The organism is Cryobacterium zhongshanensis, from assembly GCF_022760445.1.
Classification (GTDB): Bacteria; Actinomycetota; Actinomycetes; order Actinomycetales; family Microbacteriaceae; genus Cryobacterium; species Cryobacterium algoricola.
Genome location: NZ_JALGAR010000001.1, coordinates 558309 through 577247 on the forward strand (window position 1 = coordinate 558309; position 18939 = coordinate 577247).

The 18939-nt window shown below is 64.6% G+C and carries 17 protein-coding genes; 6 read left to right on the top strand and 11 right to left on the bottom strand.

Features of this window, described 5'->3' with window-relative positions; translation table 11 throughout:
- Positions 1-53 precede the first annotated feature (53 nt).
- From MQH31_RS02695 to MQH31_RS02710, 4 genes are read right to left on the bottom strand one after another with little or no spacing between them, the layout of a single operon-like run.
- Entirely contained in the window at positions 54-965 is a 912-nt protein-coding gene (locus MQH31_RS02695) for a carbohydrate ABC transporter permease (RefSeq protein WP_243010809.1), read from the bottom strand.
- Entirely contained in the window at positions 962-1909 is a 948-nt protein-coding gene (locus tag MQH31_RS02700; protein WP_243010810.1) for a carbohydrate ABC transporter permease, read from the bottom strand. Before MQH31_RS02700 ends, MQH31_RS02695 begins: the two co-directional genes overlap by 4 nt.
- Positions 1910-1911: 2 nt before the next feature.
- Positions 1912-3228: an ABC transporter substrate-binding protein gene (locus MQH31_RS02705; protein WP_243010811.1), complete on the bottom strand. Its 1317-nt coding sequence runs from the start codon at positions 3226-3228 to the stop codon at positions 1912-1914.
- Between the two features lie 26 nt (positions 3229-3254).
- Positions 3255-5384: an alpha-galactosidase gene (locus MQH31_RS02710; RefSeq protein WP_243010812.1), complete on the bottom strand. Its 2130-nt coding sequence runs from the start codon at positions 5382-5384 to the stop codon at positions 3255-3257.
- A gap of 252 nt (positions 5385-5636) precedes the next feature.
- On the opposite strand from MQH31_RS02710, the gene MQH31_RS02715 reads away from it, so the two are divergent.
- Positions 5637-6707 (top strand): ROK family transcriptional regulator, encoded by a 1071-nt coding sequence (locus MQH31_RS02715; RefSeq protein WP_243010813.1) that lies wholly within the window; start codon positions 5637-5639, stop codon positions 6705-6707.
- A 126-nt stretch (positions 6708-6833) separates the two neighbouring features.
- On the opposite strand, the gene MQH31_RS02720 is transcribed toward MQH31_RS02715, so the two are convergent.
- A complete protein-coding gene (locus MQH31_RS02720) occupies positions 6834-8519 on the bottom strand; it encodes an MDR family MFS transporter (RefSeq protein ID WP_243010814.1) in 1686 nt (561 codons plus the stop codon).
- Positions 8516-9160: a TetR/AcrR family transcriptional regulator gene (locus MQH31_RS02725; RefSeq protein ID WP_134535371.1), complete on the bottom strand. Its 645-nt coding sequence runs from the start codon at positions 9158-9160 to the stop codon at positions 8516-8518. Before MQH31_RS02725 ends, MQH31_RS02720 begins: the two co-directional genes overlap by 4 nt.
- 244 nt (positions 9161-9404) lie before the next feature.
- Here MQH31_RS02725 and MQH31_RS02730 point away from each other — a divergent pair, with 244 nt between their 5' ends.
- Positions 9405-9986, top strand: a complete 582-nt coding sequence (locus MQH31_RS02730) for a TetR/AcrR family transcriptional regulator (protein WP_243010815.1) — start codon at positions 9405-9407, stop codon at positions 9984-9986.
- A gap of 17 nt (positions 9987-10003) precedes the next feature.
- Here MQH31_RS02730 and MQH31_RS02735 read toward each other — a convergent pair whose 3' ends face one another.
- Together MQH31_RS02735 and MQH31_RS02740 are read right to left on the bottom strand one after the other, a co-directional pair.
- Positions 10004-11101, bottom strand: coding sequence for a type I restriction endonuclease (locus MQH31_RS02735; RefSeq protein ID WP_243010816.1), 1098 nt, complete (start codon positions 11099-11101; stop codon positions 10004-10006).
- A 109-nt stretch (positions 11102-11210) separates the two neighbouring features.
- A complete protein-coding gene (locus tag MQH31_RS02740) occupies positions 11211-11795 on the bottom strand; it encodes a YdeI/OmpD-associated family protein (RefSeq protein WP_243010817.1) in 585 nt (194 codons plus the stop codon).
- Positions 11796-11843: 48 nt separating this feature from the next.
- On the opposite strand from MQH31_RS02740, the gene MQH31_RS02745 reads away from it, so the two are divergent.
- From MQH31_RS02745 to MQH31_RS02755, 3 genes are all read left to right on the top strand, one after another.
- A complete protein-coding gene (locus MQH31_RS02745) occupies positions 11844-12203 on the top strand; it encodes a VOC family protein (RefSeq protein ID WP_243010818.1) in 360 nt (119 codons plus the stop codon).
- 203 nt (positions 12204-12406) lie between these two features.
- The gene (locus MQH31_RS02750) at positions 12407-12727 is read left to right on the top strand and encodes a nucleotide pyrophosphohydrolase (RefSeq protein ID WP_243010819.1); all 321 of its coding nucleotides are present in this window, start codon (positions 12407-12409) and stop codon (positions 12725-12727) included.
- Entirely contained in the window at positions 12714-14513 is a 1800-nt protein-coding gene (locus MQH31_RS02755) for a DUF2075 domain-containing protein (protein WP_243010820.1), read from the top strand. The genes MQH31_RS02750 and MQH31_RS02755 overlap by 14 nt, the downstream gene beginning before the upstream one ends.
- 14 nt (positions 14514-14527) lie before the next feature.
- Here the strand turns inward: MQH31_RS02755 and MQH31_RS02760 are convergent, their stop codons facing one another.
- Positions 14528-16027 (bottom strand): HNH endonuclease signature motif containing protein, encoded by a 1500-nt coding sequence (locus MQH31_RS02760; protein ID WP_243010821.1) that lies wholly within the window; start codon positions 16025-16027, stop codon positions 14528-14530.
- 226 nt (positions 16028-16253) lie between these two features.
- Here MQH31_RS02760 and MQH31_RS02765 point away from each other — a divergent pair, with 226 nt between their 5' ends.
- Entirely contained in the window at positions 16254-17462 is a 1209-nt protein-coding gene (locus MQH31_RS02765; protein ID WP_243010822.1) for a trans-sulfuration enzyme family protein, read from the top strand.
- Between the two features lie 41 nt (positions 17463-17503).
- On the opposite strand, the gene MQH31_RS02770 is transcribed toward MQH31_RS02765, so the two are convergent.
- Together MQH31_RS02770 and MQH31_RS02775 are read right to left on the bottom strand one after the other, a co-directional pair.
- Positions 17504-18385, bottom strand: coding sequence for an NYN domain-containing protein (locus MQH31_RS02770; RefSeq protein ID WP_243010823.1), 882 nt, complete (start codon positions 18383-18385; stop codon positions 17504-17506).
- A gap of 24 nt (positions 18386-18409) precedes the next feature.
- A complete protein-coding gene (locus tag MQH31_RS02775; protein WP_134535378.1) occupies positions 18410-18871 on the bottom strand; it encodes a MarR family winged helix-turn-helix transcriptional regulator in 462 nt (153 codons plus the stop codon).
- Positions 18872-18939 lie beyond the last annotated feature (68 nt).

Below are 18939 nucleotides of genomic sequence, written 5' to 3' on the forward strand. Positions count from 1 at the left end.
GTAGATCCACACCGGCCGCAGGCCACGCCGGGATACCGGCGGATCCTGGCTACTTACTTGACCGAACCGCGGGTGACCCCGCTCACGACCCACTTCTGGGCGATCACATATACGACCAAGAGCGGTGCGAGGGCCATCAGATACGAGGCGAAGGCCACGGGGTAGTTCGTGTTGAACTGGCCCTGGAAGATGAACTGCGCCAGTGGAAGTGTCTGCGCCGAGGGGTCGGACAGCACCACCAGCGGCAACAGGAAGTCGTTCCATGCCCAGACGCAGGTGAGGATGCCGACGGTCGCGTTCATGGGGGAGAGCAACGGGAAGATCACCTTCCAGAACACGGTCCAGGTGCTCGCACCGTCGAGGCGGGCGGCCTCCTCCAGCTCGACCGGAATGGAGTCGATGTACGCGACGAAGATGAAGATGTTGAACGAGAGCCCATACACCGTGTACAGCAGGATCAGGCCGACGGGGGTGTCGATTCCGAGAACCGCGGTCTCCTTGACCACCGGGAGCATGATGATCGGGAACGGCACGAAGATCGCGGCGAGGAAGTAGAAGTACAGTCCCTTGAAGAATTTCTTGTGCATGTTGCGGGCGATCGCGTAGGCCACGAGCGAATTGGTGAGCAAGGTGAGGAACACCGCGCCCACCGTGATCAAGGCGGTGTTGAGCAGGGCGCGGGGAAAGTTCGTGAGCTCGTAGGCATCCGCGAAGTTCTCCCAGCGGATGCTGGTGGGCAGTTCGAACCCGGTGCCGCCGAGCTGGTCCGGCGTCTTGAGTGCAGTGACGACGGTGAAGTACAGCGGGATCAGTACGGTGAGGGAGCACACCGCGATGAGTGCGGTCAGCCACCAGTTAGTGCCGCCGTTTCCGCCGTCGAGGCGTCGGCGGTTGCGGGGCTTCGCGGAGCCCGGATCGGGCACGTTCGACGATGGCGCGGTCGGGGTGATCAGGGTGTCGGTCATGAGAAGCTCGCCTCCCGGCGCTGCAGGAAGCGCAGCTGGACGAATGAAACAATGATGATGACGAAGAGGTAGATGACGGCGTTGGCCATCTGGTACCCGTACTCTCCGCCCTGGAAGCCGCCACGGAAGATGACCAGGGCGATGGATTCTGTGGACGTGCCCGGACCTCCGGCGGTGAGCGCGACGATCTGGTCGAAGACCTGCAGGAACGACTTGAACGACAGCACCATGTTGATGGTGAAGTAGGCGCCGATGAGCGGGAACGTGATCGATCGGAACCGGCGCCACCCGGAAGCGCCGTCGATGGACGCCGCTTCGTAGAGGTCCGCGGAGATGGTCTGCAGGCCTGCCAGATAGAGGATGACATTGAACGCCGCTGCCTGCCACACCGTTGTGATCACGATGCCGACCCAGGCGAAGTCGGGGCTGGCCAGCACGTTCGTGGCCAGGTCCGGCATCCCGAGCGCCGTGAAGATCGCAGGGAAGGAATTCGCGAAGAGGTAGTTGAAGACATACCCGATGATCAGGATGGCCAGCACGTAGGGGATGAAGAAGACCCCGCGGAAGGCCGCCTGGAATTTGATCTTCGAGTTCAGGCCGAGGGCGATGGCCAGGGCGATCACGTTGACCAGAACGGTGGACACGATCGCGAACCCGAAGGTGAACCCGTAGGAATTGAGCACGCGGTCGTCCTGGAACAGGTTGACGTAGTTGGACAGGCCGACGAAATCCCAGGTGCCATAGCCGGCGTAGTTGGTCAGGCTGAAGAACATTCCGGAGAGCACCGGGACGGTGTGCAGGCCGAAGAAGATCACAACGGCCGGCACCACCATCCAGTAGAAGGTGCGCGGGGTGCGGGCGAATGACGACCGGGCGGATGCCGGCGCCGATACTGCGGGTTCCGGCCGGTGTTTCCTGGTCCGGACCGATGTTGGTGACGTCATTGTCATTTCCCCTGTCTCTGAGTGGTCGTGCGAGCGGCGACCTTGCTCCATTCGGAGTCCAGATCGCTCAGGAAGGTTCCGGCATCGCCGCTGATCACCAGCGACTGCAGGAGGTTCACGAGCGGCACCGCTGCGGGAATCTGATGGTCGATGAAGCCGACGATCTTTCCGGCGGTGAAATAGGGTTCGAGTCCCGCCAGGGCGGTGTCCGTATTCGGCGTGGCGTTCGCCAACGGCGAGAACGTGCTCTGTGCCTCGGAGTATCCGGTCACGACCGCGGGTGACATGAGGTAGTCGACGAACTTCTGCGCCTCGGCAGGATGCGCGGTGTTCCGGCCGATGGCGATGCCGACGTCGACGCCGGACACCACGACGCGGGCGTCGGGATCATCGGTGACCGGGTAGGGGAATGACCCGATGCTCGCCTGAGGGTTATTGGCCCGGATGGCGGGAATCGCGTACGAGCCCTGCAGGTACATCGCGGACTCGCCGTTCGCGAAGGCCTTGTTGCCGGCGTTGTAGTCGCGACTGGCAAAATTGTCCTGGCAATACCTGAACAAGTCGACTTCCTTCTGGGCCGCGGTGGCGAAGTCCTTCCGGAACGAGACCGTGCCCGAGGAGACGTTCGCGCCTTCGCCGCGGAGGGCATCGAAGAATCCATCGGGCATCAGCGTTCCGCCGAGGTTGACGAACGCGGGTGACGCTGTCCACGCGTCTTTGAGCGTGCAGAAGAAGGGCGAGACACCGTTGGCCTTGAACTTTTCGGCCGCCGCAACCAGCTCGGTCCACGTGGCGGGTACGGTGACGCCGTTCTGGGCGAAGATGGTCGGGTTGTACAGGATGCCGGAGGCGTTGCTGGCGAAGGGGAGTGCGTTCACTTCCTTCGCGCCGTCGGCTGCGCAGGTTCCGAGGGCCTGGACGATGTTCTGCACGGCGGGATTGACCGTCGCGGCGACGGGAGCGCCGGCCAGGTCGGCGAAGATGCACGCCCGGGCGAGCTCGCCGTAGTTGCCGTTGGCATTGAGCGTGAGCACGTCGGGCACTTTGTCCTTGACGAGCAGGGTGCGGATGGCCGTGTCCGGGTCAGGCACCGAGTTCTGGATGACCCGGATTCCCGGGTTCTCCGCCTCGAAGTCGGCGATGATGGACGCGAATTCCGTGACGGCTTCCGGCTTGAACTGGAAAAAGTTCAGGGTGACGATGCCGGCATCTGGTGCGGAACATCCGGAGAGTCCGACGAGCGTCGCGGCTGCGACCACCACGACGGTTGCCCTGATCCGTCTGCTTGGCCGTAGCCCGGTGCGGTTGGTGATTCTCATTGCGCCTCCTTGCGCTTGGTTCCGCCTCAGGCGGAAGTGATCTCGATGATGACGAGGTGTTCCGGAAAGAGGACCGGTCCTTGCACGCCGATGGTGCGCAGGGCCCGTCCCGTGAGGGTCAGTGGCTGGTGGGACCAGGACAGGGGTGACTGACCCGCGTCCGGGCCGGTCGAAGATTCGGCGAGCATCCTGACCTGATAGCGGGACTCGTCGTCGAGGCCAGCGAAGCGGAGCTGGCCGACCGGGTAGAAGGAGCTCGTGCGCACCTGGGTGAAGACGTAAAGCGCGGTGCGCCGATCTGTGGACACCACTCCCCGGAGGTCGACGGCGGGATCCGGGTGGTCGACGTGCACTGCTGTGCCGGTGTGGAACAGCTGGCGATGAGACTTATACAGGTCGATCCAGACGGCCAGCTCCGCGGACTCCGATTCGGTGAGCGTGGTGATGTCCCACTCGATGCCGAGGTGGCCGAAGAGGGCGACTCCGGCCCGGAGCGAGAGCTCGTGACGGCGACCCGTGGAGTGGGAGACCGGACCGCCGATGTGGGCGCCCATCAATTCGTAGGGCACCAGGAGGCCGGTGTACTTCTGGTTCGTCAGCCGTTCGATCGGGTCGATGCAGTCGCTCGTCCAGATGCGGTCGGTGTGGTCGAGAATGCCGAGGTCGACGCGGGCTCCGCCTGAGGCGCAGCTTTCGATTTCCAACCCGGGATGGCGCGTCTTCAGCTCGTCCAGCAGGCGGTAGAGGGCGAGGACGTTCTCGTGCACCGCGGCCCGGCCGGTGCGGGTGCTTCCCGCGTCGACGAGGTCCCGGTTGTGATCCCATTTCAGGTACCGGATCGGGTATTCGGACAGGAGGGCGTCGAGACGCTCGAGAATGTATCCATAGGCATCCGGGTGGGACAGGTCGAGGACCTGTTGCTGACGCCCCTCGACCGGGAAGCGGCCTCCGGGCTGCAAAATCCACTCGGGGTGCGCTCGCGCGAGTTCGGAATCGGGATTGACCATCTCCGGCTCCACCCACAGCCCGAACTGCATGCCGAGTCCGGTCACCCGTTCGATGAGCGGGGAGAGTCCATCGGGCCATACTCCGTCGTCGACGTACCAGTCACCCAGTCCGCTCGTGTCGTCGCGACGGCCGCGGAACCAGCCATCGTCGAGGACGTACCGTTCCACGCCGACCCGGGCGGCGGCATCCGCGAGCCCGAGCAGGCGATCGAGGTCGTGGTCGAAGTAAACGGCCTCCCACGTGTTGAGAGTGACCGGACGCGCGGTGGCCGGGTGCGTGGGGCGGGCACGGAGCCGGGTGTGGATGCGCGCGCTCAGTTCGTTGAGGCCGTGGCCCCAGGAGGCGATGACCGTGGGCGTGGTGTAGCTCTGTCCTGGCTTCAGCTGAATTTCGCCGGGAGCGAGGAGCTCGCCGGCCTGGAGGAAGACCGACCCGGTGACGAGTTTTTCGGCGGCGAGCCGATGGTTGCCGCTCCACGCGAGATGGACCGCGTGAACAAGCCCGGCTTCGAAGCCGAAGCCGGGGGCTCCTGCGCTCAGCAGCAGGGTCGCATCGGCACCCGGCCTCCCCTTTCGACTTTCACGTTCGTACCGCCCGATGGTGAACGAGTGCCGTTGCGGAGTGCGTTCCCGCAGGTGCCGACCGCTCGTGTCGAGGATTTCCGCTGCCGTGCCCGGCAATGGCACGGTGACGCAGAGGTCCTCGAGCTGGTAGTCATCCAGGCCGGCATTGGTCAGCGTGAGCGTCTGACTCAGCACGCCCGCTGAGTCGATACCCAGTTCGAGACGCATCGTCAGGCCGGCATCGGCGTCGATCGCCAGCAGGACAAGCGTGGACGGGCCGCTTTCCACCCCCGTCACACCGAAGTCCGGCGAGAACGCGCGGCCCTGCCGGCTGCCGCGAAGACCGGGGGTTCCCTGCCAGCCCTCAGACTCTTGCGGCAGTACCGTAAGGCGGGCGGGCTGATCGAGACCGCCGGAAACGCGTTGCGCGAGGGAAGCCACGACGATCGCCTGGACCTCGTTCTCGGAGAGGTCGCCCTGATCCTCGCCCCAGTGCACAACGGCAGGGAACCCGCCTCCGTCGAAATCGAGGATGACGCTCGTGCCGCCATTGCGGAGGTGAAGGACAGTGCTGTCGCGGTGCATGTGTTATTTCTATAGTGGAAATAACGCACTGTCAAGATCGAGTTTCAGACACGACGTGCCCAAGGAAGTCGGGGTCATTCGAGATCGGATCTCTAATTGGGGCCATTTCAAAGAGAAAATGCCGATCATTATGATTCATAATGGAAATAACAAGCCGATTGAGACGGCTGCGTATTCTGAGCGGAGGGTGCGGTGACGGCTGCGCATCGGGGTGACGCCCTCACCGGTCCCGCGCGGGACCTGGCACGGGAAGTGCTTATTCATGGCCCCATCACCCGGAGCGAACTCGGCCGCAGACTCGGGCTCTCGCCGGCCACGCTCACCCGCCTCAGCAAGCCGTTGTTGGATGAGGGGCTCCTGGTTGATGCTCCCGAAACGATCGAACGGTCGATCGGTCGTCCCGTGCGGCCTCTCGATGTGAGTGTCGACTCCCAGCGTTTCATCGGCGTCAAGCTCACCGCCGGAGAGGTCTTCGCCGTGACCACCGATCTCCGGGCGAACCTCGGAGCCGAATGCGTGATCGAGCTCACCGGCCATGAGCCGGTCCAGGTCGTTGCGGACATTGTGCGGGCCACGGTGGAGCTCGGTGGCATGGACGGCGTGACGGCCATTGGCGTGACAGTCGGAGGCCAGGTGGGCCGTTCGCGTTGGGTGGAGCGGGCGCCCTTCCTCGGTTGGAAGGGTGTCGACCTGGGCGGAATGCTCCACGCCGCGCTGGGCGTTCCGGTGGTCGTCGAGAACGACGTCGTTGCGCTTACGGCGGCCGAGCACTGGTTCGGGATCGCCAAGGGGATGGAGAATTTCGCCGTACTGACCATCGGCGCGGGGGTCGGTTATGGGCTCGTCATTCATGACCGACCCGTCGTCAACAGCGACACCGGTCTTGGCTTAGGCGGGCACTTTCCCCTCGACCCGACCGGCCCGCTGTGCGCAGAGGGACATCGGGGGTGCTCGACGGCCATGCTGTCGATCCCGAGCATGACGGCGAGCGCGCGTGTCGGGCTTTCCCGCGACGTTGGGTACGACGAACTCCTCGACCTGGCGGATGCCGGTGATCCTGTTGCCGCGCAGGTCGTCGGGTCAGCGGCCCGGGCGCTCGGGCGCCTGATCGCCGCATCCGCCAACCTCGCCATGGTTCAGACAATCGTGTTGTCCGGCGAAGGAGTCGGCCTCGCCGATCGGCAGCTACCTCGCATCCTCGAGGCCGTGCGTGCCGACCGCGACCCGGATGCTGCACCCGTGCGTATCCTCGTCGACCGCTCCGGCTTCACCGCGTGGGCGCGGGGAGCGGCGGCCGTCGCGATCCAGGCATCCTTCGTCTGAATCGGACCGCGGCGGTGGTGCGACGCAGCGCTCGCGCTCTCGCCGTTCCCGACGCGGGGGAGCCCCTCGCCCAGCCTGAGAAGCGCGTGGTGCGAAGGGCCGACAACCCCGGATTGGGAACGGCTGCTAAATGCGGGTCGCCTGTGCGGAGCCGTCGCTCGGGTCGATGACCCGGATCAGCCCGGTGCGTACCGAGAGGACCGGCTCCGCGGTGGGGTTGGCACCCACGGAGAGTGACTCGTCGAGCATCTCCTTGTTCAGCGACTGCTCGCCCTCGCCCTCATCAATGTGGGTGGCGAGCGGCTTCTCGACCACGAACATCAGCAGCACGGCTGCGACCAGCACGAGCGGCACCATGAACAGGAAGATCGGGGCGAGCGCGTCGTTGTACGCGTTGACGATGACCGTGCGGGCGGCGTCGGGCAGGGCGGCGACGAGCGCCGGGGTGAGCGAGTTGGTTCCGGTGCTCCCCGTGCCACCGGCCGGCAGGTTCGCCGAGAGGATGTCGGTCAACCGGGAGACGAACAGGCTGCCCACGATCGCGGCGCCCAGGGACGAGCCGATCTGGCGGAAGAAGTTGTTCGAGCTCGTTGCCGTTCCCACGATGGCCCGCGGGAACGAGTTCTGCACGACCAGGGTGAGGATCTGCATCGAGAGGCCGAGACCGAAGCCCATCACGGCGAGGAAGGCGCACATGATCCAGATGGCGGTGGTCGCCGTGAGGGTGGAGAGCAGGAACAGGCCGAGGGCCGTGATGAACATGCCGACGATCGGGATGACCTTGTACTTGCCGGTTCGGGACACGATCTGGCCGGAACCGATCGAGGAGATGAGCAGGGCGCCCATCATCGGGATCATGAGCAGGCCGGCATCCGTTGCACCGACCCCGGTGACCATCTGCAGGTACGTCGGCATGTAGGCCAGCGCCCCGAACATGGCGACACCGGTGATGAGGCCGGCCGCGGTGGTGAGGTTGAAGTTGCGGTTCCTGAACAGCTTCAGCGGGATGACGGGCTCTGCTGCCCGGCTCTCGATGAACACGAAGAGACCGGAAAGCACGACCGTGGCCACGATCAGGCCGAGGATGACGGGCGAATCCCAGTCGTAGGTGTTGCCGCCCCAGGTCGTGAAGAGCACCAGGCTGGTCGCGGCGAGGGCGAGGACGATCATGCCCGGGTAATCGATGCGGGGCTTGGAGTATTCGCGCTGGGGCAGCTTCAGGAAGAAGACGGCGGAGGCGATGGCGATCAGTCCGAGCGGGAGGTTCATCCAGAACGCCCAGCGCCAGCCGGGACCGTCGGTGAAGTAGCCGCCGAGCAGCGGGCCGGCGACGCTCGAGACGGCGAAGACGGCGCCCATGATTCCGGAGTACTTGCCACGCTGGCGGGCGGGAACGACGTCGGCGATGATGGCCAGCGCGAGGATCATCAGCCCGCCGCCACCGAGGCCCTGAACGGCGCGGCCGGCGATGAGCGTGCCCATGGAATCGGCGAGGCCGCCCATGACGCTGCCCACCAGGAAGATCGAGATAGCGCCGATGAACAGCCACTTGCGACCGACGAGGTCACCGAGCTTGCCGTAGACGGGCATCACGATGGTCGAGGCGAGGATGTATGCGGTGGTGACCCAGAGCATGTGCTCGACACCATTGAGCTCGCCGACGATGGTCGGCAGCGCGGTGCTGAAGATGGTCTGGTCGAGCGACGACAGGAGCATCGCGACCATGAGGCCGGCGAAGACGAGCAGCACGCTGCGGGTCGACGGAACACCTGCTTCTTCGACTTGCCTGGGGCGGGTGAGGACGGTCGTCATCTGAGTTTCTCCATTACAGTTCCGAGCGTCGCGATGGCGCGCTCGTACGTTTCTCGGGGGGCAGCGGATGCCGGTGGTCCGGTGGCCGGATCGGGATCGCTCGCCCATTTCTTCATGGTGATTCGCACGGTGGCGAGGGAGACGCCGAGGATGATGCGAGCCGCTTCGAGGTGCTCGGCCTCGGTCTGCTCTGCGAAGCGCGCGTCCTTCGCCAGCCAGCCCGCGACGATCGCACTGAGGCGGTCTTCGAGTTCGGCGACGCGCACCATCTGGCGGGTCATCAAGTGCGGGTATTTCCGGATGACGTCGCGCTTCAGGTCGGACTTGATCCCGCCGCCTGTGGCTTCGAACAGCGCGGTGATCAGGTCGAACAGGGCGAGGAAAAGGTCCCCGTCGCATCCGCGCACTTTGTCGAGCTCGGCCGAGACGGCGACCTCGTCGATGCCCAGGACCGCATCTTCCTTGGTCGGGAAGTAGTTGAAGAACGTCCTGGTGGACACGCCGGCGCGGTCGCTGATCGCTTCGATGGTCGCGGCGTCGAGCCCGCGTTCGAGGGCGAGTTCCGCCGCGGCGACGTGGATGACTTCGGACGTCCGCGCACGCTTGCGCTCGCGGAGCCCGAGGCCGGAAGAATTGTTCATGAATGCATTATTGCACGGTGCGCAATGCTGCGTAGTTGCATTATTGCGTGCAACGCAAAAAGTCACAGGATTCTCGCAGGTGTCGACCGGGGCCGGGGCTGCCCGCGATCCGTTGTCCGGTCCTGGCGGCCGGTGTGTGGCCCGGGTAGCGCCCAGACTCACTGACGCTACTGTCAGTGTCCGCACCCGCGAGCGCAGACCTCGTAGTCTGGAGAGTCACGAGGCGCCGAGCGAGAGGACGGGTATGCCCAGGATCAAAGCCCCGACCGTTGCCGAGCATCGCGTTCGACAACGTGAAGCCCTCCTCAACGCGGCGAAGGAACTCCTGATCGAGGGAGGAGTCAGTGCCGTCACGCCCGCAGCCGTCGGCGCTGCAGCCGGTTTGTCGCGTCCCAGCGTCTATGAGTACTTTTCCTCCGGTGCGGACATCTTGACCGCCGTGATCGAGGATGCCTTCCCGCGGGGCAATGCCGAGCTCCAGTCGGCTCTGGACTCGGTCACGTCTCCGGCGGAACGGCTCAACGTCTATGTGCGGGTGACGTTGCGGCTGGCGGCAGAGGGCGTGCATCGTCCGGCGGCCGCGCTCGCCGCGGCCCAGCTGCCTGCAGAATGCCTGGCGCGTCTTTCGGAGTTGCACCGCGAGCAGGCGGCGCCGTTCCTCGAGGCACTGCGCGATCTCGAGGTGCCGGAGCTCACCATCACCGCCCGTCTGCTCAGGGGTGTGCTCGAGGCGGCCATGGCCGCGATCGAATCGGGCGCCTCATTGCCCGTGGTCACCGAGCGAACCCTGGTGTTCGTCCGGTCCGCGGTGGCACGCGCTGAGTAGACGACCGTGCCTTGGGTCTAGTCCTTGTAGCTCTGCACTGAGCCTCTGATGGCGTCTGCGTAAAGGTAGATTTCGTCGAGTGTGTCGATCGGGTGTCGAGTCTCGGTCTTTTCGGAGTCGAAAACTCCGAGGTACTTCTGCTTTTTGCCGTTGAAATGGAGACGGGCAATTGGCTTGCGGTTGTTGTCATCGAGGAGAACGGCGAAGTACGACTTGGAGTCCCGGTGCATCACGCGTTGTGGCTTGACCTCGCTGCAGGCGATCGCCTTGACGATCTGATACCCCTCGAGTTCCTCCAGAGTGGTCTCGATTTCTGTGTCGCGTTCGAGATCGATCGCAACGACGTCCTGGCTCGTGATCGCCGCGGCCTGCGAGTCCGCCAAAGCCGGCGAGAAACTCGATGACCCGAGAGCGGTCTTGAGGCGATCGTTGACCTGGTCGTTAAGGAACTGCTTTGTAGCCTTAGTGACGAGTGAGGTGAACTGCTCGCGGACCTTCTGAGTGAAGGCGCCTTCGTAGACGCGGGTAGTGAAGAACCGGATCCATTCGTCCTGCGGTTCCTTGAACTGCGCAGCGATCGTTCGCTTGATTTGCCCGATGTACTTCAACTCTTCGGCGGCATTGATGATGGAGTCGAGGTCGAAGACGTCCTTCGTGAGCTTACGGAGCTCAGGGATCAGCGTCTCGTCGATGTCAAGCAGGTCCAGAACGAGGAACGGCTTCTCATCCATCCGGTTTGGAGCGTCGAGATCCGTATAGAACTGGTACGTCTCGCCATTCGTGAGCACAGCAATTCGGGCGTTCGTGACGGCGAAATAGCGGAAGAGCTGCGAGGCGTGTTCGATCTTGAGAGCTTCGTTGGACTTCTTGCACTCGATGAGGATCTGAACTTCGCCGTCGCGCATGATGGCGTAGTCGACCTTCTCGCCTTTCTTGACACCCACGTCTGCGGTGAATTCCGGGACCACTTCGAGGGGGTTGAATACGTCATAGCCAAGGATCGTGGAGATGAACGGCATGATGAAAGCGTTCTTGGTGGCTTCCTCAGTTTGAATAGCGTCCCGCTGGTTGCGTACCTTCAGGGCCAGAGCGGCGAGCAATTCCGAAAATTCCATATATTTCCCCCAAGAACGATGATCTCTTCTCCGACCCTAGTGTCGCCTCCAGCGACGCGCGGCCGGATGTCGGCTCGGCGGGAGTTGTCCCCCCGAATTGGGGCCTGACCTAAAGTTTCTGGGGGTAGATCATCTCTCCGCGTTCGAGCATGGCGACGTACTTCGCGATATTCGCGGCGCGGGTGGCGGGTCGTTTCACACCGCTGATGCGGAACAGGATGGCAAAGCGGTTCTGCGACGAGAGTCGCGAGAACAGTTCCGCGGCCACTGGGCTCGCATCGAGGGCGGCCTGAAGGTCTTCCGGGACGGGACTGTCCTTCTGGCGGTACGCGGCTTCCCACCGTCCGTCGGTCTGGGCGCGCTCGATCTCCGCGAATCCAGCCGGTCGCATCCGCCCGGTCTCGATGAGCCGGGCCACGACGTCGCGATTACGTTGCGACCACATGCTGCGGGCCCGACGCGGGGTGAAGGCGCGCAGAAAATAGTCATCGTCGTGGGTACCGGCCTGGCCATCGATCCAGCCGAAGCACAGGGCCACCTCGAGGGCCTCGTCATAGCTGATGCCCGGTGCGGATGAGTTCTTCTTCACGAGTTGCAGGCGGATGCCGTCGTGGTCGACGTTCTCCTCGAGCCAGGTCTCCCAATCCTGCACCGTGGTGAACAGCATGATGGGCTTGCCCGCGTTGTGCGCCATGGCTCCCATCGTAGAGAGACGAGCGACGCCGCTGAATATGATCGAGGGGTGATCGGACACATTGATGAGGTCGTCATCGACTGCAGGGACCCCGAGGCGCTCGCGACGTTCTGGGCGAGCGTGCTCGGCGGCGAGCCACGGGGGCGTGACGCGGCCTGGTGGTACATCCTGCCTCCCGGCTGGACGCAACTGTCGTTCCAGAAGGTACCCGAGACTAAGACGGTGAAGAACCGGGTGCACCTGGACGTGCGCGTGGACGACATTGCGGCGGCCGCAGACCTGGCCGAACGGCTCGGAGCGCGCCGCATCGGTGAGGCGCATCACGACACCGCCGGATCGTTCCAGGTGCTCCAGGACCCCGAGGGTAACGAGTGGTGTGTGGTCAGCCCGGCCGCCGCGCATGAGTGAGTGGGAGTTCGACGGGGACGGCCCGCTCTGTCCCGTGTGCGGCATCGAGATGCTCGCCGACGGCGTGGACACGGCCGAGGGTCTCGAATCCTGCCATCGGTGTCCGCGGTGCAAGCTCGTTGTTGTCGTCTAGCCGGAGTGACGGGCCAGTGCCTTCCGCGGTGAGAGCGAAAACGGTTCGCGGTGGCTGATACGTTGACGATATGAAGGAATTTTCCGTCGGCGAGGAGATCGCGGCATTCGTTGCCGAGCGCGACTGGGCGCAATTCCATACTCCGGAGAATCTCGCGAAGAGCATCTCTATCGAGGCAGCCGAGCTGCTGGAGTGCTTTCAGTGGGATGCCGAGGCGAGCCCAGAGCGCGTTCGGGAAGAACTGGCCGACGTGCTCACCTACTGCCTCCTCCTCGCTGAGCGGATCGGCGCCGACCCGAACCAGATCATCGTCGACAAACTCGCAGTGACGCGAGAGAAGTATCCGGTCGACAAAGCGCGGGGGCGAAGCACGAAGTATGACGCCTTTTGAGATTGAACGGCTTGAGTTCACTCCGGAAGCAGTGAAGACCTGGGCGCCCCACGACCATCGCAACACCAACTGGCCTGTTGTCTATGTTCTGGATGACGCCGAGAGCGGCCGACACCGGGCGCGGGGCGGCGCATTCAACGAGGTCTACGTCGGAGAGTCCCGCAACGCGGCCGCACGCATGCGCCAACACTTCGACTCGCCACGAAAGCAGAACCTGAAGTCGATCCGCGTCATCGTCGACGAGACATTCAACAAATCCGTCTGCCTCGACCTCGAGTCCTACCTGATCCGTCTGCTCGCGGGAGATGGCCTCTACCGGGTCCTGAACGGCAATGACGGCATCACCCAATCTGACTACTACGACCGTGACCGCTACCAGGAAACCTTCCGCGAGGTCTTCGAACAGCTCCGGAGCGACGGGGTCTTCACTCGAAGCATCCCCGAGATCGAAAACAGCGACCTCTTCAAGCTCTCGCCGTTCAAGGCGCTCAGCCAGGACCAGGCGATCGCTGTCGAGGACATTCTCGAGGGACTCTTCCACGACCTGGACTCCGGCAGTTCGAGCACGTCCGTGATCCAGGGCGATCCGGGCACTGGCAAAACCGTGGTCGCGATCTACCTGATCAAACTGCTCATGGACATTGCGACGACGGGTCCCGCTGAGGATCTCGACCGGGATTCGCTCTTCTCGGAGTTCTTCACCGAGGGATTCCGGGAGCTGCTCACCGACATCCGGATCGGCTTTGTCATTCCCCAGCAGTCGCTCCGCACGTCGATCAAGAAGGTGTTTGTGAAGACACCCGGCCTGAGTCCGGACATGGTGCTGACTCCCTTCGACGTGGGACTCGCGGACGAGGACTTCGACCTGCTGATCGTCGATGAGGCGCACCGGCTGAACCAGCGCGCCAATCAGCCCTCGGGTGTCCAGAACCAGAATTTCAAGCTCATCACCGGGAGGCTTTTCGGTAGCGATGACACCACGAAGACCCAGCTGGACTGGATTCGGGCGAAGAGCACGCACCAGATCTTCCTCCTGGACGCGGCGCAAAGCGTTCGGCCGGCGGACGTGCCGCCGGAACTGCTCGACGCACTCGTTCGCGGTGCCAAGGAATCGAAGCGTCACTATCCGTTGCTCTCACAGATGCGGGTGCAGTCGGGCTCGGACTACGTCGGTTACGTCCGACGGATGCTCGGCACCGCGCCGACTACATCCGGCGCATCCGCCCAGGGAGAGGCCGAACCGCCGATCCGTGAGGATTTCGACGGCTACGACCTGCGGATGTTCGACAGCATTTCCGCCATGCACGAGGAGATCAGGCGTAAGGATGCCTCGGTCGGGTTGTCGCGACTCGTCGCCGGGTACGCGTGGGAGTGGAAGACCAAGAACGACAAAGCCGCGTTCGACATCGAGATCGAGGGGTACGGGCTGCGCTGGAACAGCACCCAGACCGACTGGATCGCATCGTCGAACGCTCTCGAAGAAGTCGGCTCGATCCACACCGTGCAGGGGTATGACCTCAACTACGCGGGGGTCATCATCGGTGAGGACCTTCGCTACGACCCGATCGAAGGCAGGCTGTTCGTCGATCGCGCCTCGTACTTCGACAAGAAGGGGAAGGAGAACAACTCCCAGCTGGGTCGGATCTACAGTGACGACGATCTACTGCGGTTCATCAGCAACATCTACGCGGTCCTGCTCACCCGTGGCATCCGGGGCACTTACGTCTACGTCTGTGACCCCGACCTCCGCGTGTACCTGCAGCAGTTCTTGCCGAGCAACACCTAGCTGTACCTAGTGTCCTAGAACGGGCTGGGGTTGTCGGGGTCGTTGGGTTCGGGGTTGAGGTTCCAGACGTCGACGATCGGGGCCGGTGGTTTCGGTGCGGGTTTGGGATGTTTGGGTGGTCTCATGTCGGCGGAGGGTTCCACGATGTAGCGGTACCCGGCCGGGGAGGTCCACTCGATACGACCGTCACCGAGGTGCCGTGGTGTCCACCGGGTGTAGCTCTTCACCGCGTGGTGATACGGACACAGGTGGGCGAGGTTCATCGCGTCGGTTTCGCCGCCGTGTTGCCATTCGACGCTGTGGTCCACGTCGGAGCGTTTCGCGGAGCGGCGGCAGCCGGGGAAGGTGCAGGTTTCATCCCGCACCTCGAGCCACTTCTTCAAGGCGGCCGGGACTTTGTAGGTGTCGCGTCCCATGGAGAGCACGACCCCGGTTTCCGGGTGGGTGAGTAGCCGGGTGAAGCTCGGCGCCCCCGCCGCGAGCCGCCTCGCGGTGTCGGGGTCGATCGGCCCGTACCCGGCGAGGTACCCGGGTTCCTCGCTTTTCCCGAGGAGGGTCAGCACGGGGACGGTCACATTGACCTGAGCGGCCACCCCTGTGCCGGTCCCGTCCGGGGTAACCCCACCGATCAGGACGTCGGTGAGCACGTCCGCCGCGAGCTGGGTCAGCGTGCGTTCCTCGTCCGGGCGTTGCAAGGTCAGGGCGGTATCGAGGGTGCGGTGGTAGGCGGCCTGGATCTTCTCCGCGTCGCCGGTCACGTAGAGGGACGCCATGCTGTCGTTGAGGGCCTGGAACGCTACGTGTCGGTCCTCGACGCTTTTCTGGTGTCGGGCGGTGATGGTTTCCGGGTGGGTGCGTTCCCGGACCCTCCGGGCCCGGTCGGCGAGCTTAGCCACGGTCAGGACTTCCGCGTCGGGCACGAGGACGTCTTCGAACACGGCGCGGGCCAGGGCGGCCGAAACGGGGTCATCCCCCATACGGATGCCCCACGCCTGATCCATGATCACTTGCGCGTGCCGGTAACTGATCGCCCCGGAGGACAATGCTTCCCGGGTTGCGGGGAGTTCTTCGGCCAGGGTGCGGCTGGCTTCGATCAGGGTCTCCGTCGTGCGCCGCGGGAGCCGGAGCAGGGCGCCGACCTCGCAGGTGAACTCTTCCTTCGTGGCCTCCTCCGGCGACCACGGCGGGCGCCGCCCACCGGCCTGCACCGCGGCCTCCGCCCGGGCCCGGCCGACGTCAATGAGCACCCGCTGCGCGGTGTAGATCGCATCAGCCCGTTTCGCGGCGGCCCGGTTCATCTCCCGGTCCGCCTCCTTGATCGCGTCGTAGACCTCGGCGAGGGACTGTTCCACGAGGTTCAGCTGCGGGGCGTTGAGGTAGCTATCGGGAGGGACGTCAGGAGGGGTCCCGGGTGGGGGTTCCGCAGTGCTGTCGACACTGCTGTCCACGGGACTGTCCACACTGCTGTCCATGTGGCTGTCCAGGTGAGATTCTGAGGGTTCTTCAGCTGTCATGCCGGTCACTCTACGGACCACCACCGACATTCCACCGGCATCCGCACGCCCACAGCTGGCCTGTGGAAAACCCGGTCAGAAGCACATTGTTGAGGACAAGAGAAAGCGGAGGATGATCACCTTTCGTGGTCAGGCTCGGTGCCGGTCGGCCAGATCCCAGGCGAGTTCAGCAGAGTCCAACGACACGAAGGCACCGTGGTTCGGGGCGTTCCCGTAGCGTGGGGCCATGGTGAACTCTCGTCCCGACAAGCACGATCCGCTGACCCTGAAGGACTCGACTCTGGCCGTGCACGCCGGCAACACGATCGATGCCGGGACCGGGGCGATTCGCACCCCGATCGTGATGGCCAACTCGTATGCGTTGCCGGAAGACCCGTCCGCAGTGAGCTGGTCCGGCACGGACGTGCCGCTCTACACCCGCAATTCCGGCGTGAACCAACTGGGCCTGCAGGCGAAGCTCGCGGCCCTGGACGGCGGCGAGGACGCCGTCGTCCTGGCGTCGGGAGTTGCGGCACTGCACGCGGTGTTCTTCACCTATCTGCGCTCCGGAGATCACGTCGTGGTCGCCGATGTCAGCTACGAGGCAACGTGGCGGTTGTTCACAGAACTGCTTCCCGACAAGTACGGGATCGAGGCCACGTTCGTCGACATCAGTGATCTGGCCGCGGTCGCTGCGGCGATTCGGCCCAATACGCGAATCGTGCACACCGAGGCGATCGCGAACCCGACGACACGGGTTGCCGACATCGAGGCCCTGGCGACGATCGCCCACCAGGGCGGGGCCCTGCTCGTTGTGGACTCCACCTTCACACCGCCCCCGTTCTACCGCCCGCTCGCCGACGGCGCCGACCTGGTCGTGCACTCCCTGACGAAGTACATCAATGGACACGGCGACGCGATGGGCGGCGCGGTCATCGGCTCCCGGAAGCTGATCCAGCTGATCAAAGCGGATGCGATGGTCGACGTCGGCGGGGTGATCTCGCCGTTCAATGCGTGGCTGATCACTCGCGGGTCGGTGACGCTGCCGCTGAGGCTCCGGCAGCATCTCGAATCGGCCCAGCTGGTCGCCGAGTTCCTCGACTCCGACCCGCGGATCGCGTTCGTCGCCTTCCCCGGGCTCGAGAGCCATCCGCAGCATGAACTCGCCACGCGGCAGTTCGCCGGACGAGGCTATGGTGCGATGCTGGCGTTCGCCGTCGCCGGCGATCCGGAGACGCAGAATCGATTCGTCGCCCAGCTTCGGGTCATCACCTCAGCCGTGTCGCTCGGCCATGACGAGTCCCTGATCGTTCATGTCGGCTCGAGCGGGCCGCGGGTGGCGGCGTACCCTGCGCCATTCCGCGAGTTCGGGCACCTTCGATTCTCGGTCGGACTCGAGGATCCGCTCGACCTGATCGCCGACCTGCGCGCGGCCCTCGACGCGACGTTCGCGTAGGGCGCCGCAGTCGCAGTCGCAGTCGCAGCCGCGCCCGACCGTCAGGCCCGGTTGCGCAACCGGGCGCGGCGCGCCTGGCCGTCTTCCTGCAACTCCGCGATGGAGCGCTGGGCCTTGAGGAAGTCGGTGAACGACTTGAACCCGATCTTCTTCTCATCGAAGCCGGGGTCGAGCCGCTTCATCTGTTGTTTGAGGGCGGATGCTGCCATCCAGCCGTCGACGTCGTCGTTCGCCCGTCCACGAAGTGCGCGCATGAGGAGCTTGCGGGCCTCCTTCGCCAGGTCCGGTGCGGGCGGCTCGACGGCCACCGTCCGAGTGGAGTGCGGGACGTCTTCGACGATGTCCTCGACGAGATCCTCGGCAAGCTCCTCCCCGAGGTCCTCAACGAGGTCGTGATAGTAGGAGAACTCGTCGCAGGCGTTCTTGAACGCCGCACTGGTCGAACCCTGCACACCGATTCCGATCACCGTGCGGCCCAGGCGGCGTGCGCTCTGGGCGAGCGGGATGTAGTCCGAGTCTCCGGCGACGATCACGACGTGCGAGATGTCCTGCAGCCGGAAGAGGTCCTCGACGACGTCGATGGCGAGGCGGATGTCCGCGCCGTTCTTGGTTCCGGAGGTGTTGAAGAGCTGCACGAGGTCGACCGCGCGGTCGACGAGCTGCTTCTGGTACCGCGTGTTCGCGGGTGCCGCCCAGTCCGCATAGGCGCGGCTGATCGCGACGGCCCCGAACGACGAGGCGAAGTCGAGCACCGCGCCGATATTGACGGTGGCTTCCTGCAGCCGTTCCGCGGTCTTGCCCGTTGCGGTGCGGGCCTTCTCCTTGATGAAGGCGCCACGACCATGCACGTTGTCGTATTGGGAAATGATGATGTTGTCGAAATCGATGTAGACGGCGACACGTGTCTCGGACAGTTCAGCCATGGTCCAACGCTACCGCGCGGCGTCTCAACCGGTGGGAGCGCCGTCGCCGGTGAGGGCATCCCGGCAGGCGATCAGCCGTGCGATGAGTTCCGTATGTTCCGTGGTCGAGAGGGGCGACAGCATCCGTTTTTCGACCCGGGCGACCGCGGCGCTCGCATTCTCCAGCGCGGCCTGGCCCGCCGGGGTGAGGTGCGTCGGCCGCGCCCGCCCGCGTTCGGCGACGTCGGGGCGGGCGACCAGGCCGCGATCCTGGAGGCCGCGCAGGACCTCGTTCATCGACTGGCGGGTGACGAACGCGCCCCGGGCGAGGCCCGCGTTCGATTGCTCCGGCTCATGGCCGAGCAACTCGAGCACCGAGTACTGCGACACGGTCAGGCCCTGCGGGCGCAGAACCGCGTCCATCGAGGCATGCAGTGCCGTCGCCGCCTGCTTGAGCAGGTAACCCACCGACTCGGCGAGATCGCCGACTCTCTCCACTTGACTCATGTCAGCATCCTGACACACAATGGGTATGTAAGGATCCTGACACGCGGGATTCGACGAGGAGAAGAAAC